Below are 25177 nucleotides of genomic sequence, written 5' to 3'. Positions count from 1 at the left end.
TGCTTTACCCTCGATCACTATGTTCGCGGCCAAGGCCGGGCTGACGCCCGAGCAGATCAGCGCGATCGACGCCGCGCACCTGTGGCATCCCTACAGCACCATCGGCGCCGAATCCGTCGCCCCCGTGGTGGCGGTCGGCGCCCGCGGCGTCTGGCTCACCTTGATCCGCGACGGCGCGCCGGTCGAGGCGCTCGACGCCATGAGCTCCTGGTGGACCGCGATCCACGGGCACGGCCACCCGGTGCTGGATGCGGCGCTGAAAGCCCAGCTCGGCGCGATGAACCACGTCATGTTCGGCGGGCTGACCCACGAACCCGCGGCGCGGCTGGCCCAGTTGCTGGTGGACATCACCCCGGCCGGGCTGGACACGGTGTTCTTCAGCGACTCCGGCTCGGTGTCGGTCGAGGTGGCGGTGAAGATGGCGCTGCAGTACTGGCGCAGCCGCGACCGGGCGGGCAAGCACCGGCTGATGACCTGGCGCGGCGGCTACCACGGCGACACCTTCACGCCGATGAGCGTCTGCGACCCCGACGGCGGCATGCACTCGCTGTGGACCGACATCCTGGCCCGGCAGGTGTTCGCCCCGCAGGTGCCCCGCGACTACGACCCCGGTTACAGCGCGGCATTCGAGGAACAGCTGGCCCGGCACGCGGCCGAGCTGGCCGCCGTCATCGTCGAGCCCGTCGTGCAGGGCGCCGGCGGCATGCGCTTTCACGACCCGCAATACCTGCGCGACCTGCGCGACATCTGCCGTCGGCACGACGTGCTGCTGATCTTCGACGAGATCGCCACCGGTTTCGGCCGCACCGGCGAGCTCTTCGCCGCCGACCACGCCGGCGTGAGCCCGGACATCATGTGCGTCGGCAAGGCCCTGACCGGGGGATATCTCACCCTGGCGGCGACCCTGTGCACGACCGACATCGCCCACACCATCAGCGCGGGTGAGGCCGGAGCGCTGATGCACGGCCCCACGTTCATGGCCAACGCGCTGGCCTGCGCGGTGTCGGTGGCCAGCGTCGAGGTTCTGCTCGGGCAGGACTGGCGGGCGCGGGTCGGCGAGATCGGCGCCGGCCTGGCGGCCGGACTCGAGCCGGCGCGGGCACTGCCCGGCGTGCGCGACGTGCGGGTATGCGGCGCCATCGGCGTCATCGAATGCGAGCGCCCGGTCGACCTGGCCGTGGCCACGCCGGCGGCGCTGGACCACGGCGTCTGGCTGCGCCCGTTCCGCAACCTGGTCTACGCGATGCCGCCCTACGTCTGCACGCCCGGCGAGATCGCCCAGATCACCTCGGCGATGGTGGAGGTCGCCCGCCTCGTTGGCTAGCGGTGACGACCCGTCCCCCGCAAGCGGGAGGTACCCCAGCGCCCGGCTTCGCCGCGCCGGCGGTCGCCACTAGGCTGAACGCCGATGAAGGCACCGATCGAGGTTTCCCCGCTGGCCTGGCTGGACGCGGTGGAACGGCAGCGCCGCGAGGCCGGGCTGCGCCGCTCACTGCGGCCGCGTCCCGCCGTTGCCACCGAGCTGGACCTGGCCTCCAACGACTACCTCGGGCTCTCCCAACACCCGGACGTGATCGACGGCGGAGTCGCCGCGCTGCGCATGTGGGGCGCCGGGGCGACCGGCTCGCGGCTGGTCACCGGTGACACCGAACTGCACCAGCAGTTCGAGTCCGAGCTGGCCGACTACGCCGGCGCCCCCTCCGGACTGCTGTTCTCCTCCGGCTACGCGGCCAACCTGGGCGCGGTCGTCGGCCTGTCGGGCCGGGGTTCGCTCCTGGTATCCGACGAGTACTCGCACGCGTCGCTGGTGGACGCCTGCCGGCTGTCGCGGGCCCGGGTGGCCGTGACGCCGCACCGCGACGTCGGTGCCGTGGAGGCCGCGCTGCAGGCCCGCGACGAGGAGCGCGCGGTCGTCATCACCGAGTCGGTGTTTTCCACCGACGGCGCGCTGGCGCCGCTGCGGGAACTGCACGAGGTGTGCCGCCGGCAGCGCGCCCTGCTCATCGTCGACGAGGCGCACGGCCTGGGCGTGCGCGGCGGCGGCCGCGGGCTGCTGTACGAGGCCGGGCTGGCCGGTGCGCCCGACGTGGTCATGACCACCACACTGTCCAAGGCGCTGGGCAGCCAGGGCGGCGCGGTGCTCGGACCGGCGCCGGTGCGCGACCATCTGATCGACGCGGCGCGCACGTTCATCTTCGACACCGGCCTGGCCCCGGCGGCCGTGGGCGCCGCGCGGGCCGCGCTGACCGTGCTGCGGTCCGAGCCGTGGCGGGCGGACGCGGTGCTGCGCCACGCCGCCTTCCTGGCCGAGGTCTGCGGCGTGCCCGAGACGCCGCAGTCGGCGGTGGTGTCGGTGATCCTGGGTGACCCGGACGTGGCGGTGGCCGCCGCGACCGCCTGCCTGGACGCCGGCGTGCGGGTGGGATGCTTCCGGCCCCCGACCGTGCCCGCCGGGACGTCGCGGCTGCGGCTGACCGCGCGCGCCTCGCTGGACGACGACGAGCTGGAGGTCGCGCGCCGGGTGCTCACCGATGTGCTCGCCAAGCTGGGTTGAGGCGCACCGGTGACGGTTCTGGTCGTCACGGGCACCGACACCGGGGTCGGCAAGACGGTCGCCACCGCGGCGCTGGCCTGCCACGCCCGCCAGGCCGGCCTCGACGTCGCGGTCTGCAAACCGGTGCAGACCGGCATCGACGCCGGCGACGACGACCTCGCCGAGGTGGCCCGGCTGTCCGGGGTGACCGAGCTGGCCGGGTTCGGCCGTTATCCGCAGCCGCTGGCGCCGGTGGCGGCCGCCGGGGCGGCCGGGATGCCGTTACCCACCCGCGAGCAGCTGCTGGCGCTCATCGGGGAGCTGGACCGCCCGGGGCGGCTGACGCTGGTCGAGGGCGCCGGGGGACTGCTGGTCGAACTCGGCGAAAACGGTGTCACCGCACGCGATCTCGCCGTCGCGCTGGGCGCCGCGGTGCTGGTGGTGGTCGGTCCGTCCCTGGGCACCCTCAACCACACCGCGCTGACCCTGGAATCCATTGCCGCGCAGAACCTTTCATGCGCGGGTCTGGTCATCGGCAGCTGGCCCCGGCGGCCCGGGGTGGTGGAGACGACGAACCGGCCCGCGCTGGCCCGGCTGGCCACGGTGCGCGCCGTGCTGCCCGAAGCTGCGGCGTCCCTGGACGCCGCCGAGTTCGCGGCCCTGTGCGCCCAGGCGTTCGACCGCGACTGGGTCACCTCGCTGGTGGGCTGATGGTCCACTCCATCGAGTTGGTCTTCGACCGCGACACCGAGTCGGCGATCCGGAACATCTGGGAAGCGTTGGCGGCGGCCGGAATTCCCAGTCAGGCTCCGGCCAGCCGGCCGCACGTGACGCTGGCCGTGGCCGAAGGCATCGCCGCCGACGTCGACGAGCTGCTGAGCCCGCTGAGCGAGCGGCTGCCACTGCGCTGCCTCATTGGTGCGCCGGTGTTATTCGGCCGCGCCAGCGCGGTTTTCGCGCGGCTGGTGGTGCCGACCGGCGACCTGTTGGCCATGCATGCCCAGGTGCACCGGGTGTGCGGTCCGCATTTGTCGCCCGGTCCGATGCCCAACAGCCTGCCCGATCGGTGGACCGCGCACGTCACGATGGCCCGGCGCGTCGGCGGCGCTCAACTCGGGCGGGCGCTGCGCATCGCGGGCCGGCCCGCCCAGATCGACGGCAGCTTCGTGGGTTTGCGCCGCTGGGACGGCAACAAGAAGGCCGAGCATCTGATTTCCTAGTGGCGATCGCAAGCGTGGCGCAGCCGGGCGCGGCGGTCGCCAGCATCGGATCAGACCTCGGTCGTTGCGAACTCCGGCGCGGTGGCCGCCTGCACCCTGGCGCGCCGCTCATCGATGGTGCGGCCCAGGTCTTGCAGCAGCAGCGGCTTGTCCATCACGAGCTCGACCAGGTGATCGCGATCGATCTCCAGCGCGGTCACTTCGGCGATGGCCTGCGCGTCGGCGAGGTTGGGCTGGCGGGTCAGGGCGGTCACACCCAGGAACGAGCCCTCGTCCAGCCCGCCGACCGGGACGGTCGATCCGTCCGTGCCGGTCGCGGTCAACCGCACGCCGCCCTCGATCAGGAACGTCATCCCGGCCGGAACGCGACCGGCGTGCTCGACGATCTCGTCGGCCCCGTACCGAACGATTTTCGCGTGCGACACCAAGGCCTGCTGGTCTGGTTGGCTGAGCCGCAACGCCGGCGCCACCACCGTCCGCACCGCCTTCTCGATGCGCTCGGCCGTGGAGATGTCGTCCTCGGCGCCGTTCAGGTGCAGACCCTCGCGCCGCGCCGCGTACCACAGCCAGCGCAGAAACGCCGCTTGTGCGGCCGAGTCGTCCGCGGGCGACTTCAGCCCGACGGTGACTGAATAGTCGGCGCCCCCGGTCGGGGCCGACGTTGCCACCGCGTTGGGCCTGCGCTGCGGCAACGCGTTGGCGACCCGCTCCAACAGCGCGCACACCCGATCCGGCGGGTCGATCTCGGAAAAGGTTGTGGTGATTGCCAATTGGTGCCCTCCGGGCGGGTGGCTGAGATTGGTGAACGAGGTGGTGGCCAGCACCGAGTTCGGGGTGATCTGCAGCCCCCGGCCGGATTCGATGTGCACGGAACGCCAGTTCGCCTCCACGATCCGCCCCCGCGCCGACGGGGTGTCCAGCCAGTCACCAATCCGGAACGGCTGCTCGAACAACATGAACAGGCCCGACACGATCTGGCCGACGGAGTTCTGCAGCATCAGGCCGATGACCACCGAGGTCACCCCCAGCGCGGTGAACAGGCCACCGACGCGCACGCCCCACACGTAGGAGAAGATGACCGCCAGTCCGACCCCGATCAGCACGAACCGGGTCACGTCGAGGAAGATGCCCGGGATCCGCTGGCGCCAGGAACCCTGCGGTGCGCCCTCGAAAACCGTTGCGTTGAGCCCGGACAGCAGCAGCACCAGCACCACGAAACCGAACACCGTGGCGAGCACCCGAACCGACGTGAACTGGGCGGGCATCCTGGCCACATTCACCAGCAGCACCAGCAGGGCGCCCAGCGGGATCACGTAGCTGCGCAACAGCAGGACGGGCCGCGCCAGCGGGCTCCTCTTGCGGACGAGGCTCTGGTGCCATTCGGTGAGGGCGATCAGCAGCAAAGGTAGGCCGAATACCACCCCGGCGGCCCAGTACAGCGATGGCGAGTCAAAGGTTTTCATTGCCCCTGCCCTTCCGACAGCTTCCAGATCTGCTGCTCCTCGCCGCCGACGGTGATGGTGCCCGCCGCGGTGAATCGCCGGATGTCGTGCATCACCTCGTAGACCTTCGCGGTCACATAGATTCCCGATTGTGTTGTGCTGCTGCGTGTCTGATGGGCCAGGTTGACGGCCGCGCCCCACATGTCGTAGACGATGCTGGATCGCCCGACCAGCCCGCTGATCACGTTGCCGGTGTTGATGCCGGCCCGCAGGGCCAGGTGGTAGCCGGTCCTGCTGTTGAAGCGCGCGATGATGTCTTGCATCTCCACGGCGAATTCGACCGTGCGGTGGACGCTGTCCAGCCGGGGGAAGTTCAGGCCGCAGCTGGCCAGGTACCCGTTGTGCAGGGTGCGGATCGGCTCGATGCCAAGCGATTCCGCCGCCGAGTCGAGTTCGCGGATCAGCTCGTCGACGATGCCCACCAGTTCGCGGCCGGACAGTTTGCCGGAGATGTCGTCGAGGCCGACGATGTCGGCGAAGATGACCGTGACGTCCTGGTGTTCCTGGGCGATGGCTTGTTCGCCCTCGCGGTACCGCCGCGCCACCGGTTCGGGCATCAGCGAAGCGAGCAGCCGGTCGTTCTCCTTGCGCTGTTCGGTCAGCAGATCTTCCTTGATCTGCAGGTTGCGGCTCATGTCGTTGAAAGCGGCCATCAGCTCACCGATCTCATCGCGTGAGGTGACCGGGATCGCGACGTCGTAGTTGCCGGCGGCGATCTCACGGGCCCCGGCCTGCAACCTGCGAATGGGCCGCACGAATATCTGGGCGACCAGCAGCGCGGCCACGCAGATGACGAAAACCATTGCCGTGGTGGTCAATATCAGTGTCTGGGTGAGCGATGCCACCCGCGCGTTGGCCTCCGAGGTTTCCCTGGTCGCCACGATCGACCAGTGCAGGTCTGAATTCGGCAGCGACAACGGGGCGTAGGAGGCCAGCTCCCGCCGGCCCAGATAACCGGTGTCGGTCACCGTCCCGGTCTCGCCGCGCTGCGCGGCGCGCACGGCCGGGGTGGCGACGGGCTGGACCAGCGTGGTGCCGCCCCACCTCATCGCGGTGTCCACGGTCTCGCGGCGAGCGCCGGCGGCCAGCGCCTCACGCCGGTATCGCTGCGGATCTTCCAGGAACAGCCGCGAATCGGAGCGCATCAGGTTGTCCGGGCCCGCCAGGTACGTCTCGGCGGTCTGGCCCATGCCCGCGGCCCGCCACTGCTTGTCGGCGGTCATGATCCGATTCACTTTCGCGATCGGCAGCGGCAGCGCCAGCACTCCGGCCGGCTTGCCCGGCGGGCCGATCGGCGCGACCAACCACGCGATGGGCTGACCCAGCTGAGGCTGATACGGCTGAAAGTCGGTGATCCACACAAAGTTCACCGAGTTCGCGGCCATCGCCTTCTCGTAGGCGCCGCGCAGATTCGACTGGCGATACGGGCCGGTGAGGACGTTGGTACCGAGCGAAGCGCTTTTCCGCACGGTGTAGACGACGTTGCCGTGGGTGTCGAGCAGCAGCGCGTCGCGGTACTCGAAGCGGGTGGCGATCTCGCGGAAGTAGTCGTTGAATCGGGCGTTGGCGGCCGACCAGGCGCTGCCGTCGCCGGCGTCGTCGGGCGCGGACCCATTCGAAGACCCGTGCGCCGCAACGGTGTAGTGCGCCTGCAGATAGCGCTGTGAGTTGTTGCTTGGCAGCACGGCATCCAGGGCCAACTTGGTCCCGGTGTCGCGCTCCAACGGTTTGATCAGCCGCTCGTTGTAGAAGTCCACCAGCGCCCGCTGCTGCCCGGGGTCGACGGGCGCGTTGGCCAGCTGGTCGAAGCCGGCCGTGAACGCCTGCACCGCGTCCAGCGCGGTGGTCCCGCGGCTGTAGACCACAAGCGAGTCCGACAGGTCCGAGAACAGCGTCTCGATGGCGCGCTTCTGCGCCTCGCGCAGCTGCATCATCCGCTCCGAAGCCGCCGGCAGCAGCGCATTGCGCGCCGCGACGTACTCGACGACCCCGATCACTCCCAGCGATGCCAGGCTCGACACCAGCAGCATCAGCATCACCTTGGACTGAATGCTGATCCAGGACAGCGCTCGCGGGCGACGCCTTTTCTTCCGGGCCGGGTTCTGTTCGTCCGGGGGGACCGACTCGGTCGGGCGCATCAACCGACCCGGTGTCGGGTCGACCCTCGACGCCGGGGCGCCGCTTCTCGCGATGGCGTTAGGAAGCGCACGCCCCGACGCCTACCCCCCGAAGAGCAGATACAAACCGGTGAAGGTGTAGCCGACCATTACCAGCATCATCGTCAGCTGGCCGGTGAGCTGATGGCCGGCCGGCAGCAGCCGCAGGGCTTTGTCGTGGGCCGCGATCACCGCGACGATGTGCCCGGTGACCACGCAGGTCACCTTGATCGCGGCCAGCACCGGCGGGTGCATGGACAAGACGTAGGCCACGTGCAGATGCGCCAGGCCGAACAGATTCCATCCGTGGCCGAACGGGTCGGCCAGCGCGAACACCGCCTGCTGGCCACGCTCCACCAGATAGGACAGGTAGTGCGCAAATATGTAGCCGACGACGATCGGGATCAGTGAATGCGCCATCTTCCCGGGCAATTCGCGGCGCCGCTCCCTGGCGACCCCGCCGGTGGCGCGTGCCGCAAGTGAAAACGTCACTGCCACAACGCAAATGAAGACGATCAGTCCGACGGTGCGCAGTATCGACGACGCCAATGTCGGGGCAGCGCCGAATTCACGGGTGAGCTGATCGGAGAAGCCGCGCCACGTCGGCGACGACGAGAAACTGTCGAACGCCGTCGAGCCGAGCAGCACCGCCAGCAGCACCACGACGCCCGGCCGCACCGGCAGCGACGGCAGATGGTCGAGCGGGTTTCCGACGACGATCCTTCCGGTCTCCTGGTTGCGCCGAAACGGCGAGAGCCGGGAGACGGCCATGCTGTACACGCCGAACGGGTCGGCCCGTGCCAGCCAGCGCTGCCCGCACAACCACCCGCCGACCAGCATCAGCACGGCGTAGGCGGCTATCCACGTCCTGACCCAGGGCAGTGACGCCGGGTTCGGGCTGGCCAGCTCCATCCAGACGAAGGCGAACAGGCCGAACGCGGCGGGTCGATAACCCCAGCCTTCGGGGTAGGACAGCCGGGGCCGGCCGAGCCGTTCCGGGACGACGCGACGCAGCAGCAGATACACCGTGCGCATCGGCGAGATCACCCGCCACACCGGCCCGATGGCCAGCGATAGCGCCACCAGGCCGACCCACAGCAGCACATAGAACGCACCGAGCAGTGCGTTGGACTCCGATTCGGGACCCCACACCCCGGCGGCCACCACCCATGCCGCGAACACCAGCGCCAGCGCGGCCGCCGACCACCGGGTCACCCGGGAGTCGACGAACGTCGTCAGCGCCGCCGGCAAGGGCCGGCCCGGCTTGAGTGGATCGAACCGCGGCCGCCGCCACGCGAAAGCCACCAGGGCGAACGTGAAGGTCAGCGCCCATGCCGCCCCGACCATCGCGTAGGCGTAGGGCACCGGGAGGTCACCCGACCCACCGAGGCCGTGCGCGAGCACCACCGCCGCGGCGGCGGAGCTCACGACTGCACTTGGATCGTTGCGATGGTGCGGTCCAGATGGTGCAGCTCCACCGCGACGTTGCCCGGAACGTCGACGGCGAACCCGAACGTCTGGTTGGGAGCGGCAGCGACCTGGAACTTGTGATCCGGCGTCGAATGCACGTGCAATTCGTCGGTGGCGTCGCTGGTCACGTGCAGGGTGATCTGCTGATGCACCTTGGCCTGCAGCGTGGCGTTGGTCGGGGTGACCTGCCCGTTGGCGATGGTCACGTCGATCATCAGCGGTTCGGCCGGGGACTTACTGGTCGAACCGCCGCAGCCGACCAGGCCGCAGACCAGCGCCGCCGCCCACACTGCGATGAGAGCGCCTCGGAGTGTCATGGATTCACGCCGCCCGCGGGATCTGCTGTTTGTCCTCGACGGGTTCGGGCTCGGTGACCGCGTAGCCGAGCCGGCCCGCACCCCAGGTCAGGCCCGCGATCACCATCAGCGTCAGGAACAGCACGACGAAGGAGCCGGCGGTGAACAACCACACCGGGGCGTTCTGGTCGCGTTCGCGCTGCAGGATGGTGATCTCCTGCACGAACGGCCTGTTCATCGCCGACAGCGCCGGGACCTCGGGCGCCGGAATCGCGTCGTCGGCCGGCTCGTAGATCGGCACCGCGGTCATCGTGTAGCCGTCCTGAACCCGCAATAGGGTCTTCCACGATCCCCAGACTGGCAGCGGCCTTGTGGACCGATAATGGCCGGGGCCGACCTTCTCGAGACGGTCGATCTGCAAGCCGCGGTCGTTCTCCATCCGGCCCTGCCACGACAGGATCGTCACCCAGTCCGGGTGCGCGCTGACCATGTCGGCCGGCTGGAGTTGGACGTCCGCCGACACCATCCGTTTCCCTGGTGCGCTCGGCACGTCGGTCAGCATGATGGTCGCGTTGTTCTGCCGCGGGACGACGATGTGCAGTCCGTTGGCGACGGCGCCGCCGATCACCAGCACCGTGGCCACGATCACCGAGATGCCGGCGGCCCGGCTCGGGAGCCGCTGCCCGGTGAGCACCAGGCCGAGCAGCGCTCCGCACATGCCCATCAGGACGGCGACCGGTACGGCCATGGCCAGGGCCTCGCCCCACATGCTGATCGGCCAGGGGTAGTGGTAGACCGCCGAGATCCACAGCGACTCCAGCCACAGCCCGAAGGTGCCCACACCCAGGCCCGCGACGGCGCCGAAAACGATGGGGCGCTTGAACAGTGGGGTCAACGCGATCAGCTCGACGGCCAGCGCGGGGCCAAGATACAGCGGGAACCAGTTGATCGGGGCACCCAGTATCGGCCCGACCAGCAGCGCGACACCACCGCGTAGGGCGATGGCGAAGATCGCCGCGATCAGCGCCGCACCCCGCCCCATGGTGATGCGCGCGGCGACCGCCGCCAGCGCCGCCGCGGCGGCGATCATCATCGGCTGCAGGACCAGCCGGAATTGCTCGACGCCGAAGTCGTACTCGATCTGGTAGACCGATAAGCCGATGAACAACCCGCCGAAGGACAGGTAACGCAGGAAGGTGATGAAGGCGCCGTGGTAGACCTCCTCGCCCTCTTCGGCCTCACCTTCGCGCTCCAGCATCAGCGCCGCGAACAGGGAGAAGCACGCGCCGCCGATCATCATCAAATGCGTTGGACCCCAAAGGGTTACGTCTTGGCCGAAGATGCGGTGCCAGATGTCGTCGAGCGGGAACCCGATCATCGCGTACAGCCCGCAACCGGCCATCAGCACGCCGCCGACGGGTGCGTGCCAGTTTTGCGTGATGCGCACCGCCGCCGGGCCGGGCCTGTCGAACGGCAGCACGACCGCCGTCATTCCGCCCAGGAAGATGCCGAACAATCCAATGATGATGAAGTAGTGAGCCGGATTGGCCAGCGGCCCGGGGTCGCGGCCGTTGCCGATATGCCAGCTGACGTCCCAGATGAAACCGAACAGCGCGCAGATGATGGATGTGGTGAACACCAGAACCGGCAGCGCAACCCAGCCGGGCCGGTGGAATTTATCGCCGACTTTGTCGGCGACGCGGGTCAACCAGTGAATGCGATGGGTGCGATGGGCGTGGCCCACCCATAGCAATAGCAGGGTGATCACCGCGGCGGCGATCGATAACCCGATCACCTGATTCAGCCCCGCGCCGCGCGCGGGTGCCTCAGCAACAATCACCAGTTCATTCGACCGCATCGTCATGCCTCCCAACCGCGCCGGGCTGCCCCGGAGGATCCGATTCCGTCAACCGCTTATTACTGCCAAGTAGGGTCGTGATTGTTTGTTTAATGCCCCGATCCAGGGCTCGTCAATCACGCTCTTTGTCGGGCGTGTCGGGACGGGAAGTGTCCTTGCCGGCGGCCGTGGTGCTCCGGCCTTCCCGGCGGTCGCGCAGCGCGATGTACAACACCACCCCGACGACGATCACCGCAGGCAGAAACGCCGGCGCCGCCAACAGCAGGTAGTGATGCGCCAAGAATTCGACGTGCGGAGTCACCATGGTCGTATACCCATAGGTAGGTCGTGTACTTCGGCCGCTACCCTACTTTGAACACCTTTTCATTCACCGCTGCCATCACCACGTGGCAGATGTGTCCCCACGCGCGGACACGAAAAGAGGCAAGGGGAGTACCTGGTGACTCAAGCGGCAACTCGACCGACGGCCGAAACCGGCAACGACGAGGACATCCTGGCGGTGGCCCGGCGGCAGGTGCTGGAGGACGGCCAGGGATTGAGCCGGGACCAGGTGCTGCGGGTGCTGCAGTTGCCCGACGACCGCCTCGACGAACTGCTGGCGCTGGCCCACGACGTGCGGATGCGCTGGTGCGGTCCCGAGGTCGAGGTCGAGGGCATCATCAGCCTGAAGACCGGCGGATGCCCGGAGGACTGTCACTTCTGCTCGCAGTCGGGGCTGTTCGCGTCGCCGGTGCGCAGCGCGCGGCTCGACATTCCCAGCCTGGTCGAGGCGGCCAAGCAGACCGCCAAGTCCGGCGCCACCGAATTCTGCATCGTGGCCGCCGTGCGTGGGCCCGACGAGCGGCTGCTGGCCCAGGTCGCGGCCGGTATCGAGGCGATCCGCAACGAGGTCGAGATCAACATCGCCTGCTCGCTGGGCATGCTGACGGCCGAGCAGGTCGAGCAGCTCTCCGAGATGGGTGTGCACCGCTACAACCACAACCTCGAGACCGCCCGCTCGTTCTTCACCAACGTGGTGACCACCCACAGCTGGGAAGAGCGCTGGGAGACGCTGTCGATGGTCCGCGACGCCGGCATGGAGGTCTGCTGCGGCGGCATCCTGGGCATGGGCGAGACCCTGGAACAGCGCGCGGAGTTCGCCGCCGAACTGGCCGAATTGGGCCCCGACGAGGTGCCGCTGAACTTCCTCAACCCGCGTCCCGGCACCCCGTTCGGCGACCTGGAGGTCATGCCGGCGAGCGAGGCGCTGAAGTCCGTGGCCGCGTTCCGCCTGGCGCTGCCCCGCACCATGCTGCGATTCGCCGGCGGCCGGGAGATCACGCTGGGCGACCTGGGCGCCAAGAAGGGCATCCTGGGCGGCATCAACGCCGTGATCGTCGGCAACTACCTGACCACGCTGGGCCGGCCCGCCGAATCCGACCTGGAATTGCTGGACGACCTGCAGATGCCCCTCAAGGGGCTCAACGCCAGCTTGTAGCCCGGCTTCGCGGCTAGGGTTGGAGACTTGTGGTTGGCGATTTGGGCGCGGCGGTCAGTGCCGGCGTCTACAACGTCTACACCGGGGAATTAGGGGGCACCTCAGTGCCGACAGCGGCTCAGTTGGGTCTTGAGCCTCCCCGATTCTGCGCGGCATGCGGGCGCCGGATGGTGGTGCAGGTTCGCCCCGACGGCTGGCGCGCGCGCTGCTCGCGGCACGGTGAGGTCGATTCCGGTGATCTGGAGACCCAGCGGTGACCGAGCCGGCCAAGTCCGATGCGCCCGTCGTCACCGTTTCGCGGCGGGCCCGGGTGCGCGCGCTCCTGGTCGTGGCCCTGGGGACGGCGGTCACCGGTTTGGTGATCGGCGGAGTGTGGGCGTGGATCGCCCCGCCGATTCGCGCCGTGGTGGCCCTCACCCGTTCGGGCGAGCGGGTCCATGACTATCTGGGCAACGAGTCCGAGCACTTCTTCGTCGCGCCGGCGCTGATGCTGGGCCTGCTGACCGTGCTGGCGGTGGTCGGCTCGGTCGGGGTGTGGCAGTGGCGCGAGCACCGCGGGCCGGCGATGGTCATCGCCCTGTCGGGCGGCATGGTGGCGGCGGCCGCCCTGGCCTCGGCGGTGGGGGCCGGGCTGGTTCGGCTGAGCTACGGCGCCCTGGACTTCGATGCGGTCCCGCTGACGAAGAGCCCATCGGTCGCGTACGTCACGCAGGCGCCGCCGGTGTTCTTCTCGAGCGGTCCGCTGCAGGTCGCGGTGACGCTGTTGTGGCCGGCCGGCATCGCCGCCCTTGTCTACGCTGTGCGGGCGGCCGCGGACGCCCGCGACGACCTGGGTGCGCTTCCGCCGGAGCCTAGGCCTTCCGAAGCGCTGCCGGTGGGAGGCGGAGGCGCCGCGGAAGCGCCCGTGTCATAGCGGACGACGGCCGATCTTGCGACCCGTGACGACCTTGGCGGCGATCTTGAGCAGCCTGGCCATACCGACGTAGGTCATCGGGTTGAACATCGTCGGCCACGTGGTCCGGATCAGGTGCTCGGTCAGTGGGCGGCCTTGGAAGCGATCCGTCAGCCAGCGCAGCGCCATCGGCGCCGACAGCGGATGCAGCATCATGTGCTCGTTGAAGGCGTCGCGGTGGTAGGTGACGTGCGCGCCGCCGGCCGAATACGCGTCGGCGAGCACGTCGATGTCGTGGACGTCGATCAGGTAGTCGTGCACGGCCTGCACGATCAGCACCGGCGGCGTCGGGACGGCGGCACCCAGCTTGATGTGGTCGAAGACGTAGGTGATTTCCGGGGTGGACAGGATCTGCTCGAGCGGCTGGTCGAGGTAGTCGCCCATGTTCTTGCCGGCCATCCGCACCACGGCTTCCACCGTCGTCATCTTCTCCAGCGAGTCGAGCAGGGCGCGCCCCTCCTCGTTGGTGTGCTCGCGGATCACCCGGTCCAGATCGGGATAGATGTGCGCGAGCGCGGCCACCACCAGGGCGGGAAGCCCGGACAGGAAGCTGCCGTTGAGCCGGCGGAAGGTGTTGCCCAGGTCCCCGACTGGTGAGCCCAGCACCGCGCCGACGATGTCCAGCTCGGGCGCGTATTCGGCGCACATCTCGGCGGCCCATGCGCTGGCCAGTCCGCCACCGGAGTACCCCCACAGCCCGACCGGGGCGGTGGAGGACAGGTTGAGGCGCTCCGAGTTGCGCGCGGCCCGGATGCCGTCCAGGACGCGGTAGCCCGGTTCGTACGGTGCGCCCCACAGGCCGCGCAGGCCTTCGTGGTCGGGCACGGAGACGGCCCACCCCTCGGCCACGGCGGCGGCGATCAGGAAGAGCTCGAACTGGCCGATGGCGCCCAGCGCCTTCGCCCGTCGCCGCAGCGCGTAGGAGGGGAAACAGCGCGACGAGACGGCGTCGATCGCGCACTGGTACGACAGCACCGGGCAGGACTGGCCCGGAGCGAGGTCGGCGGGGACGATCACCGTCGTGGCGGTGGCCTCCGGCTCGCCGTTCATGTCCATGGTCCGGTACAGCAGCTGGACGGCCTTGATGGGCTGCGGGATCAGGCCGAGGAACGCCAGCTCGACGTCGCGCGAGCGCAGCACGGTCCCGGGCTCGGCGTGCTGGAAGCCCAGCGGCGGCTGGTAGAACGGGTCGTCCGAGGGCAGCAGCGGACGCACCTTGTGCTGCAGTTCCTCGTGCGGCGGCCGGGCGAGCCATTCCGCGCCCTGCGTGCCGACCAGGTTGCCGAGCTCAGCCATTGAGGCTCCCTTCGTGGCCACCCGGCATTCTCGCGCACGAACGGCAGGTAACCAAAACGTAATCGCCGCAGTGTGGGCGACTTCTCGTCACTCCGGACAGGTCAGAACGCTACTGAAAATTTCGAATCGCCCCGCGTCGCCCGATGACGCTTTCCGCCAGCCTAGCCTGGCAGCCCCGGAGGTCTGAGCGCGGCGAACTCGTCGGTGACCCGCAACGCCGCGTCGGTGAACCGGTACAGTGCGGCCGGCCGTCCGCCGCTGCGCCCGGATTGTGCGATGGTGCCGGTCGCCCGGATGACGCCGCGCCGGCCCAGCACTCGCTGCAGGTTCGTCGCGTCCACCTGATAGCCCAGCGCGGCGCCGTAGATGTCGCGCAGCGTGGAAAGCGCGAATTCCCTTGGCGCCAAAGCGAAGCCGATATTGGTATAGGACAGCTTGGCGATTAGCCGGGTGCGAGCGTTGTCCACCATCAGACCGTGATCGAAAGCCATCGGCGGCAGCGAGTTCACCGGATGCCAGCGGGTGTCCGGCGGCAGCTCGGGGCTGGCGGGGGAGGGAACCAGGCCCAGGAACGTGGACGCGATCACCCGGGTGTCCGGCACCCGCTGCGGGTCGGAGAACACCGCGAGCTGCTCCAGGTGGGCCAGCTCTTTGAGGTCCACCTTCTCGGCCAGCTGGCGCCGGACCGAGGTGATCATGTCCTCGTCGTTGCGCAGCTGCCCGCCCGGCAGCGACCACTTGCCCTGTTGCGGCTCCCGGGCGCGTTGCCATAACAGCACGTTCAACTGCGGTTTCGCCGTCCGGTGTCCCTTCGTAACCTGTTCAGTCACTTCGCGAACCTGGAACACGACCGCGAGCACTTCGTGAGCGGTGCTACCATGGGCCATGTTTTCGATTATAAGTCGAAAACCTCCTGGGCTGAAAGGGACCGCCATGACGGTTATCAATCGCATGGACACGCTCGCCGAAGGCATGGTCGCCGACATCACGAATTCACCCGCCGGGTATGCCGGTGTGGCCGGTGATGAGCAATGGGCCGCCGAGGTTCGCCGCCTGGCCAAGCTGCGCGGCGCCACCGTATTGGCGCACAACTATCAACTGCCCGAGATCCAGGACGTCGCCGACCACGTGGGCGACTCACTGGCGCTGTCGCGGATCGCCGCCGAGGCGCCCGAGGACACCATCGTGTTCTGCGGTGTGCACTTCATGGCCGAGACGGCCAAGATCCTGAGCCCGGACAAGACCGTGCTCATCCCGGACCAGCGTGCCGGCTGCTCGCTGGCCGATTCCATCACCGCCGACGAGCTGCAGGCCTGGAAGGACGAACACCCCGGCGCGGTCGTCGTCTCCTACGTCAACACGACGGCGGCGGTCAAGGCGCTCACCGACATCTGCTGCACCTCGTCCAACGCGGTCGAGGTCGTCGAGTCCATCGACCCCGACCGCGAGGTGCTGTTCTGCCCGGATCAGTTCCTCGGCGCCCACGTCCGCCGAATGACCGGTCGCGAGAACCTGCACGTGTGGGCGGGCGAATGCCACGTGCACGCCGGGATCAACGGCGACGAACTCAACGACCAGGCCCGCGCCAATCCCGATGCCGAGCTCTTCGTGCACCCCGAATGTGGTTGCGCCACTTCGGCCCTGTATCTCGCGGGCGAGGGTGCCTTCCCGCCGGACCGGGTGAAGATCCTGTCCACCGGCGGCATGCTGGAGGCCGCCAACCAGACCAACGCACGCAAGGTGCTGGTCGCCACCGAGGTCGGCATGCTGTATCAATTGCGCCGGGCCGCACCGCAAGTCGACTTCCGCGCGGTCAACGACCGCGCTTCTTGCAAGTTCATGAAGATGATCACCCCGGCCGCGCTGTTGCGCTGCCTGGTCGAGGGGGCCGACGAGGTCGATGTCGATCCCGACGTGGCCGCCGCCGGCCGGCGCAGCGTGCAGCGAATGATCGAGATCGGCCAGCCTGGCGGTGGCGAGTGACCGCCCGTCCCCAGTGGACGCACAGCGCCGACGTCGTCGTCGTCGGTACCGGCGTCGCGGGATTGGCCGCCGCACTGGCCGCCCACCGCGCCGGGCGCAACGTCGTCGTGCTGAGCAAGGCCGACCAGGCTCGCGGGGCGACGGCGACGCATTACGCGCAGGGCGGCATCGCGGTGGTGCTGCCCGACAATGACGATTCGGTGGAGGCCCACGTCGCGGACACGGTGGTCGCGGGTGCGGGTCTGTGCGACCCCCAGGCGGTCTACTCGATCGTCGCCGATGGATACGCGGCAGTCGCCGAATTGGTCGGCGACGGAGCACGTTTCGATGAAGCCGCGCCGGGCAAGTGGGCGCTGACCCGCGAGGGTGGACACTCCCGGCGCCGCATCGTGCATGCCGGCGGCGACGCCACCGGCGCGGAGGTGCAGCGCGCCCTCGATCACGCCGCGCGCACGCTGGACATCCGCACCGGCCATGTGGCGCTGCGGGTTCTGCACGACGGTGCGGCCGTGACCGGCGTCCTGGTCGGCACGCCGGGCGGGTACGGAATCATCAGCGCGCCGTCGGTGATCCTGGCCTCCGGCGGCCTCGGGCACCTGTACGGCGCGACCACCAACCCCGAGGGCTCCACCGGCGACGGCATCGCGCTGGGCTTGTGGGCCGGTGTCCGGGTCAGCGATCTCGAGTTCATCCAGTTCCACCCCACGATGCTCTTCGCCGGCGATGCCGCCAGCGGACGGCGTCCGCTCGTCACCGAGGCCATCCGCGGTGAGGGCGCGAAACTGATTGACCGGCAAGGCGATTCGGTGACCGCCGGTGTCCACCCGATGGGGGATCTGGCGCCCCGCGACGTCGTCGCCGCGGCCATCGACGCCCGGCTCAAGGCCACCGGCGATGCCTGCGTCTTCCTCGACGCGCGCCACATCGGCGACTTCGCCAACCGGTTCCCGACGGTGACGGCCGCCTGCCGGGCCGCCGGCATCGATCCCCGCCGGCAGCCCATCCCGGTTGTCCCCGGGGCGCATTACAGCTGCGGCGGCATCGTCACCGATGTCTACGGCCAAACCGAACTGCCCGGGTTGTTCGCCGCCGGCGAGGTGGCGCGCACCGGACTGCACGGTGCCAACCGGCTGGCGTCCAACAGCCTGCTGGAAGGTCTGGTGGTCGGCGGACGGGCCGGCAAATTGGCGGCCGCGCACGCCGCGACGACCGGGCGGGTGCAGGCGGTCGCGCCCGAGCCACTCGTCCACACCGCGCCCGAGCGCGGTGTGCTGCAGCGCGCGATGAGCCGGGACGCGTCGGTGGTGCGCGATGCCGCCGGGCTGACCCGGCTGTCCACCCTGCTGTCGCAGGCGCCGCCGCGTCCCGTGTCCGGCCGCCGCGACTTCGAGGATGTGGCGCTGGCCGTCGCCGCCCGCGCGGTCACGGCCGCGGCCCTGGCCCGCACCGAGAGCCGGGGCTGCCACCATCGCGAGGAATATCGGCAGACCGCGTCCGAGCTGGGGCGCAGCCACGTGCTGCGGCTGGCCGACGACCAGAACGCGGTGCTGGTGGAGGCATTGGCGGCGGTCGTATGACCACGATGTCCGACTGCGAACTGACCGCCGCGCGCGAAACCGTCAAGCGCGGCCTGGTCGAGGACCTGCGCTACGGCCCCGACATCACCACCCTGGCCACGGTGCCCGCCGACACGGTCGCGACCGCGTCCATGGTGCCCCGCCAGCCCGGCGTGATCGCCGGCATCGACATCGCGTTGCTGGTGCTCGACGAGGTGCTCGGCGCGCGCGGCTACGAGGTGGTCGACCGCGTCGAGGACGGGGCCCGCCTGGAGCCCGGCCAGCCGGTGCTGACGCTGCGCGCCGAGATCCGCGGCCTGCTGACCGCCGAGCGGACCATGCTGAATCTGATCTGTCACCTGTCTGGGATCGCAACCACGACGGCGCACTGGGTGGACGCCGTGCACGGCACCAAGGCCCAGGTGCGCGATACCCGCAAGACCCTGCCCGGTCTGCGCGTCCTGCAGAAATACGCGGTCCGGGTCGGTGGCGGCGTGAACCACCGACTGGGGCTCGGCGACGCGGCCCTGATCAAGGACAACCACGTGGTGGCCGCGGGATCGGTGGTCGACGCGCTGCGGGCGGTGCGCGAGGCGGCGCCGGATCTGCCGTGCGAGGTGGAAGTGGATTCACTCGAGCAGCTGGACGAGGTGCTGCCCGAGAAGCCCGAGCTCATCCTGCTGGACAACTTCCCGGTGTGGCAGACGCAGATGGCCGTGCAGCGCCGTGACGCGCGGGCACCCGCCGTGCTGCTGGAGGCCTCGGGCGGGCTCAGCCTGGAGAACGCTGCCGCGTACGCCGCGACCGGGGTGGACTACCTGGCCGTCGGGGCACTGACCCATTCGGTGCGGGCGCTCGACATCGGCCTCGATATGTAGGAAAGCTTGCGTCTACTGCGCGCCGCGTCGGGTGTGCATCCTGGGCGGGCTTCACCCGGATGTCGCCGCCGTGGGCGCACACTCAACGCCACCAGCGCACCCTCGACGCTGCGGTGCCCCCATACGCGCCTCAGGCGAGCGGCCTCAGGCGATGTCGCCGACGAAAACGCCGATCCGGCGCAGCTGCATGCGCGCCAGTCCAGGCAGGCCGTGCCCGTCCGAGCCGGCGGGCAGGATTCGCGGGTTGATCAGGTGCACCGATCGGTTGCGGCTGAACTCCACGTCCGCCTCACCGGCGGCCAGCACGTTCTTCACCCAGTTCGTCTTGCCGTGGCCCAGCGCGATCGCCACGGTGTTGCCCTTGCGATACGTGGTCACGATGGTCTCGTAGGGTTTGCCGGAGGTGCGGCCCCGGTGCTTGATCGTCGCGATTCCGGGCAGGTATCGCGCGATCGGCTTCAGCGCCGGGTTGAAGTATTTGATCTGGAAGCGCTCAAACCAGGGCGGGAAGACCATCGGGGTGCCCGGGGCGTTGTTGGGGTGATCCTTCGCGGACATGGCGGCTCCCTGGGTCGGCAACGCGGGGTATGGCCTAGATACCGGCACTGTACCGGTCGGATATTGACTTGAGTTCCTCTGGGACAATGGACACCGTGAGCACCACCCAACCGTCGCCGATGGCCCGTATCGACCTGCGGGGCGCGGAGTTGACGGCTGCCCGATTGCGGACGGCGCTGCCCCGCGGCGGCGCCGACGTGGAGACGGTGCTGCCCAAGGTCCGGCCGATCGTGCAGGCCGTCGCCGAGCGCGGCGCCGAAGCCGCGTGCGAGTTCGGGGCCACGTTCGACGGCGTCCGGCCCCCGGCCGTCCGGGTGCCCGACGCCGCGCTGGAGAAGGCGCTGGCCGAACTCGACGCGCGGGTGGCCGACGCGCTGCGGGTGATGATCGAACGCACCCGCGCCGTGCACGCCGACCAGCGTCGCACCGACGTCACGACCACCCTTGGCCCGGGCGCGACCGTCACCGAGCGGTGGGTCCCGGTTGACCGGGTGGGTCTCTACGTGCCCGGCGGCAACGCCGTCTACCCCTCCAGCGTGGTGATGAACGTGGTGCCGGCCCAGGCCGCCGGCGTCGCCTCGCTGGTGGTGGCCAGCCCACCGCAGGCTCAATTCGGCGGCCTGCCGCACCCGACGATCCTGGCCGCGGCCCGGCTGCTGGGCGTCGACGAGGTGTGGGCCGTGGGCGGCGCGCAGGCGGTCGCGCTGCTGGCCTACGGCGGCACCGACCTCGACGGCGCCGAACTGGCGCCCGTCGACATGATCACCGGGCCCGGCAACATCTACGTCACCGCCGCCAAGCGGCTCTGCCGGTCGCACGTCGGGATCGACGCCGAAGCCGGCCCGACCGAGATCGCGATCCTGGCCGACCACACCGCCGACCCGGCGCACGTCGCCGCCGACCTGATCAGTCAGGCCGAGCACGACGAGATGGCGGGCAGCGTGCTGGTCACCCCCAGCGCGGACCTGGCCGGCGCCACGGACGCGGAGCTGGCCAAACAGCTGCAGACGACCGTGCACCGCGAACGGGTGACGGCCGCGCTCGGCGGTCGCCAATCGGCCATCATCCTGGTCGACGACCTGGACGCCGGTGTCGAAGTGGTCAACGCCTACGCCGCCGAACACCTGGAGATCCAGACCCTCGACGCCGCCGCCGTGGTAAGCCGAATCCGCTCGGCCGGAGCCATTTTCGTCGGCCCGTACGCGCCGGTGAGCCTCGGTGACTACTGCGCAGGATCCAATCACGTGCTGCCCACCGCGGGCAGCGCCCGGCATTCCAGCGGTCTGTCGGTGCAGACCTTCCTGCGCGGCATCCACGTCGTCGACTACACCGAGGCGGCCCTGAAAGACGTATCCGGACACGTGATCGCGCTCGCCGAGGCCGAAGACCTGCCGTCACACGGCGAAGCGGTACGGCGGAGGTTCGAGCGATGAGCGGACAATCGGAACCTGCGCTCGACGACCTGCCGCTGCGCGACGACCTGCGCGGCAAATCGCCTTACGGCGCACCGCAATTGGACGTCCCGGTGCGGCTGAACACCAACGAGAACCCGCACCCGCCGAGCAAGGCGCTGGTGGACGACGTGGTGCGGTCGGTGGGCGAGGCCGCCGCCGACCTGCACCGCTACCCCGACCGCGACGCGGTGGCGCTGCGGACCGACCTGGCCGCCTACCTGAGCGCACAGACCGGCGTTGCGCTCGGAGTCGAAAACCTATGGGCGGCAAACGGTTCCAACGAGATCCTGCAGCAGCTGCTGCAGGCCTTCGGGGGCCCCGGGCGCACCGCCATCGGTTTTGTCCCGTCGTACTCGATGCACCCGATCATCTCCGACGGCACCCGCACCGAATGGCTGCAGGCCGCCCGCGCCGACGACTTCGGCCTGGACGTCGACGCCGCCGTGGCCGCCATCACCGACCGCCGGCCCGATGTGGTGTTCGTCGCCAGCCCGAATAACCCGTCCGGGCAGAGCGTTCCGCTGCCGGACCTGCGGCGGCTGCTCGACGTGGTGCCCGGCATCCTGATCGTGGATGAGGCCTACGGCGAATTCTCCTCGCAGCCCAGCGCCGTCGAGCTGGTGGGGGAGTACCCGACCAAGCTGATCGTCTCGCGCACCATGAGCAAGGCGTTCGCGTTCGCCGGCGGCCGGCTGGGCTACCTGATCGCCACCCCGGCGGTGATCGACGCGATGCTGCTGGTGCGGCTCCCGTATCACCTGTCGGTGCTCACTCAGGCCGCCGCCCGCGCCGCGCTGCGGCATGCCGATGACACCCTGGGCAGTGTGGCGACACTGATCGCCGAACGTGAGCGTGTCTCAACTGCTTTGGCTGGCATGGGTTTTCGGGTGATTCCCAGCGACGCGAACTTCGTGCTGTTCGGGGAATTCGCCGATGCGCCGGTCACCTGGCAACGCTATCTGGATGCCGGCGTGCTGATCCGCGATGTCGGCATCCCCGGCTACCTGCGCGTCACTACCGGACTAGCCGAAGAGAACGACGCCTTCCTGCGCGCCAGCGCCCAGATCGCCGCCACCCAACTGGCACCCGTTACCCCCAGCCCCGTAGGAGCACCGTGACAGCGACCGCTACCCGTCGTGCGCGCATTGAGCGCCGCACGAAGGAATCCGACATCGTCATCGAACTCGACCTCGACGGCACCGGCCAGGTCGACATCGACACCGGTGTGCCGTTTTACGACCACATGCTCACGGCCCTGGGCAGTCACGCCAGTTTCGACCTGACCGTGCGCACCAAGGGCGATGTCGAGATCGAGGGACACCACACCATCGAGGACACCGCCATCGCGCTGGGGCAGGCGCTCGGCCAGGCACTGGGCGACAAACGGGGCATCCGGCGGTTCGGCGACGCCTTCATCCCGATGGACGAGACGCTGGCCCACGCCGCGGTCGACGTGTCCGGCCGGCCCTACTGTGTGCACAGCGGAGAACCGGATCACCTGCAGCACACCACCATTGCCGGCAACTCGGTGCCGTATCACACCGTCATCAACCGGCACGTGTTCGAATCGCTGGCGATGAACGCGCGCATCGCGTTGCACGTGCGCGTCCTGTACGGGCGCGACCCGCACCACATCACCGAGGCGCAGTACAAGGCGGTTGCCCGCGCGCTGCGTCAGGCGGTCGAGTCCGACCCCCGGGTGTCGGACGTGCCGTCCACCAAAGGGGTTCTGTGACGGCACCTAAGAAAGTAGTTGTCCTTGACTACGGCTCGGGCAACCTCCGGTCGGCTCAGCGTGCGCTGGAGCGGGTCGGCGCGTCGGTCGAGGTGACCGGCGACGCCGATGCCGCGGTCGTCGCCGACGGGCTGGTCGTGCCCGGCGTCGGCGCCTACGAGGCCTGCATGACGGGGCTGCGCAACATCGGCGGCGAGCACATCATCGCCGAGCGGATCGCCGCCGGGCGCCCCGTGCTGGGCGTCTGCGTCGGCATGCAGATCCTGTTCGCCCGCGGCGTCGAGTTCAGTGTGGAGACCGAGGGATGCAGTCAGTGGCCGGGATACGTCACGCGACTGCAAGCGCCGGTCATCCCGCACATGGGCTGGAACGTCGTCGAATCCGGGCCCGGTACCGTGCTGTTCAAAGGCCTCGATGCCGACACCCGGTTCTACTTCGTGCACTCCTACGCCGCGCAGCAGTGGGAGGGTTCACCCGAGGCGGTGCTGACGTGGGCCTCCCACGAGGGGCCGTTTCTGGCAGCGGTCGAGGACGGGCCGCTATCGGCCACCCAATTCCACCCGGAGAAGAGCGGGGATGCGGGCGCGGCCGTGTTGAGCAATTGGGTCCAGGGATTGTGAAGGGCCTCGCGAAAGCGCTTTCTAGCAAGCAACAGCCGGGAACGCGCGTAATGCGTTGCGATCTCGGCACACAGGAGGGAATGTGTTGATCTTGTTGCCCGCGGTCGACGTGGTCGACGGCCGTGCCGTGCGTCTGGTGCAGGGCAAGGCGGGCAGTGAAACCGAATACGGCTCGGCGCTGGACGCCGCGCTGACCTGGCAGCGCGACGGCGCCGAATGGATCCATCTGGTCGACCTGGACGCGGCGTTCGGGCGGGGCTCCAACCGCGAACTGCTGGCCGAAGTGGTCGGCAAGCTCGACGTGCAGGTGGAGCTGTCCGGCGGGATCCGCGACGACGATTCGCTGGCCGCCGCCCTGGCCACCGGTTGCGCTCGGGTGAACCTGGGCACCGCGGCCCTCGAGGACCCGCAGTGGTGTGCGCGAGCGATCAGCAAGCACGGCGACAAGGTCGCCGTCGGCCTTGACGTCCAGATCGACAAAACCAATCCGGCCGGCGCGCACCGGCTGCGCGGGCGGGGCTGGGAAACCGACGGCGGCGACCTGTGGGAGGTGCTGGAACGCCTTGACGGGCAAGGGTGTTCGCGGTTCGTGGTCACCGACGTGACCAAGGACGGCACGCTGGGCGGCCCCAATCTGGACCTGCTGGCGTCCGTCGCCGACCGCACCGACGTCCCGGTGATCGCCTCGGGCGGCGTGTCCAGCCTCGATGACCTGCGCGCGATCGCCACCCTCACCGGCCGCGGGATCGAGGGCGCCATCGTGGGCAAGGCCCTCTATGCGGGCCGATTCACCCTGCCTCAGGCGCTGGCCGCGGTGGCGGAGTAGCGCCGCATGGACGTGCACACGTTGGTGGCGCAGGCGTCGGCGATTCTCGACGACGCGGTCGAACCGTTCCTTGCCGGCCACCGCGCCGATTCGGCGGTTCGTAAGAAGGGCAACGACTTTGCCACCGACGTGGATCTCGCGATCGAGCGAGAAGTGGTCGCCGCACTCGGCGAGGCCACCGGGATCGGGGTGCACGGCGAGGAATTCGGCGGTTCTGCCGTCGACTCGCCATGGGTGTGGGTGTTGGATCCCGTCGACGGCACCTTCAACTACGCGGCCGGATCGCCGATGGCCGGGATCCTGCTGGGCCTGCTGCACCACGGTGACCCGGTGGCAGGCCTGACCTGGTTGCCGTTCATCGACCAGCGCTACACCGCGGTGGCGGGCGGCCCGTTGCGCAAGAACGGGGTGCCGCAGCCGCCGCTGGCCGCCGTCGATTTGGCCGACGCCCTGGTCGGCGCCGGGTCGTTCAGCGCGGACGCGCGCGGCCGGTTCCCGGGGCGCTACCGGATGGCAGTGCTGGAGAACCTGAGCAGGATCTCCTCGCGACTGCGCATGCACGGCTCCACCGGGCTTGACCTGGCGTTCGTCGCCGACGGAATACTCGGTGCGGCAATAAGTTTCGGTGGTCACGTGTGGGACCACGCCGCCGGGGTGGCGCTGGTCCGGGCCGCGGGCGGCGTCGTCACCGACCTGGCCGGCGAGCCGTGGACTCCAGATTCGGATTCCGCGCTGGCGGCCGGTCCCGCCGCGCACGCCGAGATCCTGGAAATCCTGCGCGCCACCGGCCGACCGGAGGACTACTGA

General features: G+C 69.6%; 25 protein-coding genes. 16 read left to right on the top strand and 9 right to left on the bottom strand.

Annotated features, from left to right (window positions below; genetic code table 11):
• Window positions 1–19 precede the first annotated feature (19 nt).
• The 4 genes from A5760_RS18995 to A5760_RS18980 all read left to right on the top strand — a co-directional run bounded on the left by A5760_RS18995 (window position 20) and on the right by A5760_RS18980 (window position 3753).
• Window positions 20–1324 carry an adenosylmethionine--8-amino-7-oxononanoate transaminase gene (locus A5760_RS18995; RefSeq protein WP_064883557.1) on the top strand — a complete coding sequence of 435 codons (1305 nt, stop codon included), beginning with the start codon at window positions 20–22 and terminating at the stop codon, window positions 1322–1324.
• A gap of 84 nt (window positions 1325–1408) precedes the next feature.
• Window positions 1409–2554, top strand: a complete 1146-nt coding sequence (locus A5760_RS18990) for an 8-amino-7-oxononanoate synthase (RefSeq protein WP_064883555.1) — start codon at window positions 1409–1411, stop codon at window positions 2552–2554.
• A gap of 9 nt (window positions 2555–2563) precedes the next feature.
• Window positions 2564–3244 (top strand): dethiobiotin synthase, encoded by a 681-nt coding sequence (gene bioD / locus A5760_RS18985; protein WP_064883553.1) that lies wholly within the window; start codon window positions 2564–2566, stop codon window positions 3242–3244.
• On the top strand, window positions 3244–3753 hold the full coding sequence (locus A5760_RS18980) for a 2'-5' RNA ligase family protein (RefSeq protein ID WP_064883551.1): 510 nt from the start codon (window positions 3244–3246) through the stop codon (window positions 3751–3753). The genes bioD and A5760_RS18980 overlap by 1 nt, the downstream gene beginning before the upstream one ends.
• Before the next feature lie 50 nt (window positions 3754–3803).
• On the opposite strand, the gene A5760_RS18975 is transcribed toward A5760_RS18980, so the two are convergent.
• The 6 genes from A5760_RS18975 to A5760_RS18950 form a co-directional block, all read right to left on the bottom strand.
• Window positions 3804–5216 carry a mechanosensitive ion channel domain-containing protein gene (locus tag A5760_RS18975; RefSeq protein ID WP_064883549.1) on the bottom strand — a complete coding sequence of 471 codons (1413 nt, stop codon included), beginning with the start codon at window positions 5214–5216 and terminating at the stop codon, window positions 3804–3806.
• A complete protein-coding gene (locus A5760_RS18970) occupies window positions 5213–7393 on the bottom strand; it encodes an adenylate/guanylate cyclase domain-containing protein (RefSeq protein WP_064883548.1) in 2181 nt (726 codons plus the stop codon). Before A5760_RS18970 ends, A5760_RS18975 begins: the two co-directional genes overlap by 4 nt.
• Window positions 7394–7474: 81 nt before the next feature.
• A complete protein-coding gene (locus tag A5760_RS18965) occupies window positions 7475–8839 on the bottom strand; it encodes a hypothetical protein (RefSeq protein ID WP_064883546.1) in 1365 nt (454 codons plus the stop codon).
• Entirely contained in the window at window positions 8836–9198 is a 363-nt protein-coding gene (locus A5760_RS18960; protein ID WP_064883544.1) for a hypothetical protein, read from the bottom strand. Before A5760_RS18960 ends, A5760_RS18965 begins: the two co-directional genes overlap by 4 nt.
• A gap of 4 nt (window positions 9199–9202) precedes the next feature.
• Entirely contained in the window at window positions 9203–11035 is a 1833-nt protein-coding gene (locus tag A5760_RS18955) for a hypothetical protein (protein ID WP_064883616.1), read from the bottom strand.
• 112 nt (window positions 11036–11147) lie between these two features.
• Window positions 11148–11339, bottom strand: coding sequence for a hypothetical protein (locus tag A5760_RS18950; RefSeq protein WP_064883542.1), 192 nt, complete (start codon window positions 11337–11339; stop codon window positions 11148–11150).
• Window positions 11340–11474: 135 nt separating this feature from the next.
• On the opposite strand from A5760_RS18950, the gene bioB reads away from it, so the two are divergent.
• From bioB to A5760_RS18935, 3 genes are read left to right on the top strand one after another with little or no spacing between them, the layout of a single operon-like run.
• Entirely contained in the window at window positions 11475–12512 is a 1038-nt protein-coding gene (gene bioB / locus A5760_RS18945) for a biotin synthase BioB (protein ID WP_064883540.1), read from the top strand.
• A gap of 29 nt (window positions 12513–12541) precedes the next feature.
• Window positions 12542–12769 carry a hypothetical protein gene (locus tag A5760_RS18940; protein WP_064883538.1) on the top strand — a complete coding sequence of 76 codons (228 nt, stop codon included), beginning with the start codon at window positions 12542–12544 and terminating at the stop codon, window positions 12767–12769.
• The gene (locus A5760_RS18935; RefSeq protein WP_064883535.1) at window positions 12766–13425 is read left to right on the top strand and encodes a DUF2567 domain-containing protein; all 660 of its coding nucleotides are present in this window, start codon (window positions 12766–12768) and stop codon (window positions 13423–13425) included. The genes A5760_RS18940 and A5760_RS18935 overlap by 4 nt, the downstream gene beginning before the upstream one ends.
• On the opposite strand, the gene A5760_RS18930 is transcribed toward A5760_RS18935, so the two are convergent.
• Both A5760_RS18930 and A5760_RS18925 read right to left on the bottom strand, forming a co-directional pair.
• Window positions 13420–14760 carry a lipase family protein gene (locus A5760_RS18930; protein WP_064883614.1) on the bottom strand — a complete coding sequence of 447 codons (1341 nt, stop codon included), beginning with the start codon at window positions 14758–14760 and terminating at the stop codon, window positions 13420–13422. The genes A5760_RS18935 and A5760_RS18930 overlap by 6 nt on opposite strands.
• A 161-nt stretch (window positions 14761–14921) precedes the next feature.
• On the bottom strand, window positions 14922–15647 hold the full coding sequence (locus A5760_RS18925) for an NUDIX hydrolase (protein ID WP_064883533.1): 726 nt from the start codon (window positions 15645–15647) through the stop codon (window positions 14922–14924).
• A 46-nt stretch (window positions 15648–15693) separates the two neighbouring features.
• Here A5760_RS18925 and nadA point away from each other — a divergent pair, with 46 nt between their 5' ends.
• The 3 genes from nadA to nadC are packed head-to-tail and all read left to right on the top strand — an operon-like array spanning window position 15694 to window position 19177.
• Window positions 15694–16743: a quinolinate synthase NadA gene (gene nadA, locus A5760_RS18920; RefSeq protein WP_064883532.1), complete on the top strand. Its 1050-nt coding sequence runs from the start codon at window positions 15694–15696 to the stop codon at window positions 16741–16743.
• A complete protein-coding gene (locus A5760_RS18915) occupies window positions 16740–18320 on the top strand; it encodes an L-aspartate oxidase (protein WP_064883530.1) in 1581 nt (526 codons plus the stop codon). The genes nadA and A5760_RS18915 overlap by 4 nt, the downstream gene beginning before the upstream one ends.
• Window positions 18317–19177 (top strand): carboxylating nicotinate-nucleotide diphosphorylase, encoded by an 861-nt coding sequence (nadC, locus tag A5760_RS18910; RefSeq protein ID WP_064883528.1) that lies wholly within the window; start codon window positions 18317–18319, stop codon window positions 19175–19177. The genes A5760_RS18915 and nadC overlap by 4 nt, the downstream gene beginning before the upstream one ends.
• Before the next feature lie 144 nt (window positions 19178–19321).
• Here the strand turns inward: nadC and A5760_RS18905 are convergent, their stop codons facing one another.
• Window positions 19322–19735, bottom strand: coding sequence for a nitroreductase family deazaflavin-dependent oxidoreductase (locus A5760_RS18905; RefSeq protein WP_064883526.1), 414 nt, complete (start codon window positions 19733–19735; stop codon window positions 19322–19324).
• Window positions 19736–19821: 86 nt separating this feature from the next.
• Here A5760_RS18905 and hisD point away from each other — a divergent pair, with 86 nt between their 5' ends.
• The 6 genes from hisD (at window position 19822) to A5760_RS18875 (ending at window position 25177) form a co-directional block, all read left to right on the top strand.
• Window positions 19822–21168, top strand: coding sequence for a histidinol dehydrogenase (gene hisD / locus A5760_RS18900; protein WP_064883524.1), 1347 nt, complete (start codon window positions 19822–19824; stop codon window positions 21166–21168).
• Entirely contained in the window at window positions 21165–22307 is a 1143-nt protein-coding gene (locus A5760_RS18895) for a histidinol-phosphate transaminase (protein WP_064883522.1), read from the top strand. The genes hisD and A5760_RS18895 overlap by 4 nt, the downstream gene beginning before the upstream one ends.
• Entirely contained in the window at window positions 22304–22924 is a 621-nt protein-coding gene (hisB, locus tag A5760_RS18890; protein ID WP_064883520.1) for an imidazoleglycerol-phosphate dehydratase HisB, read from the top strand. The genes A5760_RS18895 and hisB overlap by 4 nt, the downstream gene beginning before the upstream one ends.
• On the top strand, window positions 22921–23544 hold the full coding sequence (gene hisH / locus A5760_RS18885) for an imidazole glycerol phosphate synthase subunit HisH (protein WP_064883515.1): 624 nt from the start codon (window positions 22921–22923) through the stop codon (window positions 23542–23544). The genes hisB and hisH overlap by 4 nt, the downstream gene beginning before the upstream one ends.
• 82 nt (window positions 23545–23626) lie before the next feature.
• The gene (priA, locus tag A5760_RS18880; RefSeq protein WP_064883513.1) at window positions 23627–24370 is read left to right on the top strand and encodes a bifunctional 1-(5-phosphoribosyl)-5-((5-phosphoribosylamino)methylideneamino)imidazole-4-carboxamide isomerase/phosphoribosylanthranilate isomerase PriA; all 744 of its coding nucleotides are present in this window, start codon (window positions 23627–23629) and stop codon (window positions 24368–24370) included.
• Between the two features lie 6 nt (window positions 24371–24376).
• Window positions 24377–25177: an inositol monophosphatase family protein gene (locus A5760_RS18875; RefSeq protein WP_064883511.1), complete on the top strand. Its 801-nt coding sequence runs from the start codon at window positions 24377–24379 to the stop codon at window positions 25175–25177.

It is taken from the genome of Mycobacterium colombiense (assembly GCF_001665835.1).
Taxonomy (GTDB): Bacteria; Actinomycetota; Actinomycetes; order Mycobacteriales; family Mycobacteriaceae; genus Mycobacterium; species Mycobacterium colombiense_A.
This window is presented reverse-complemented; position numbering and strand designations above follow the sequence as displayed.

Bases quoted from the DNA above. Each gene is read 5' to 3' on its own strand.
- A5760_RS18995 (WP_064883557.1), top strand. From the start codon at position 20: ATGTTCGCGGCCAAGGCCGGGCTGACGCCCGAGCAGATCAGCGCGATC.
- A5760_RS18990 (WP_064883555.1), top strand. From the start codon at position 1,409: ATGAAGGCACCGATCGAGGTTTCCCCGCTGGCCTGGCTGGACGCGGTG.
- A5760_RS18980 (WP_064883551.1), top strand. From the start codon at position 3,244: ATGGTCCACTCCATCGAGTTGGTCTTCGACCGCGACACCGAGTCGGCG.
- A5760_RS18975 (WP_064883549.1), bottom strand. From the start codon at position 5,216: ATGAAAACCTTTGACTCGCCATCGCTGTACTGGGCCGCCGGGGTGGTA.
- A5760_RS18970 (WP_064883548.1), bottom strand. From the start codon at position 7,393: ATGCGCCCGACCGAGTCGGTCCCCCCGGACGAACAGAACCCGGCCCGG.
- A5760_RS18960 (WP_064883544.1), bottom strand. From the start codon at position 9,198: ATGACACTCCGAGGCGCTCTCATCGCAGTGTGGGCGGCGGCGCTGGTC.
- A5760_RS18955 (WP_064883616.1), bottom strand. From the start codon at position 11,035: ATGCGGTCGAATGAACTGGTGATTGTTGCTGAGGCACCCGCGCGCGGC.
- A5760_RS18950 (WP_064883542.1), bottom strand. From the start codon at position 11,339: ATGGTGACTCCGCACGTCGAATTCTTGGCGCATCACTACCTGCTGTTG.
- A5760_RS18930 (WP_064883614.1), bottom strand. From the start codon at position 14,760: ATGGCTGAGCTCGGCAACCTGGTCGGCACGCAGGGCGCGGAATGGCTC.
- A5760_RS18925 (WP_064883533.1), bottom strand. From the start codon at position 15,647: ATGGCCCATGGTAGCACCGCTCACGAAGTGCTCGCGGTCGTGTTCCAG.
- nadA (WP_064883532.1), top strand. From the start codon at position 15,694: ATGACGGTTATCAATCGCATGGACACGCTCGCCGAAGGCATGGTCGCC.
- nadC (WP_064883528.1), top strand. From the start codon at position 18,317: ATGACCACGATGTCCGACTGCGAACTGACCGCCGCGCGCGAAACCGTC.
- A5760_RS18905 (WP_064883526.1), bottom strand. From the start codon at position 19,735: ATGTCCGCGAAGGATCACCCCAACAACGCCCCGGGCACCCCGATGGTC.
- hisD (WP_064883524.1), top strand. From the start codon at position 19,822: ATGGACACCGTGAGCACCACCCAACCGTCGCCGATGGCCCGTATCGAC.
- A5760_RS18895 (WP_064883522.1), top strand. From the start codon at position 21,165: ATGAGCGGACAATCGGAACCTGCGCTCGACGACCTGCCGCTGCGCGAC.
- A5760_RS18875 (WP_064883511.1), top strand. From the start codon at position 24,377: ATGGACGTGCACACGTTGGTGGCGCAGGCGTCGGCGATTCTCGACGAC.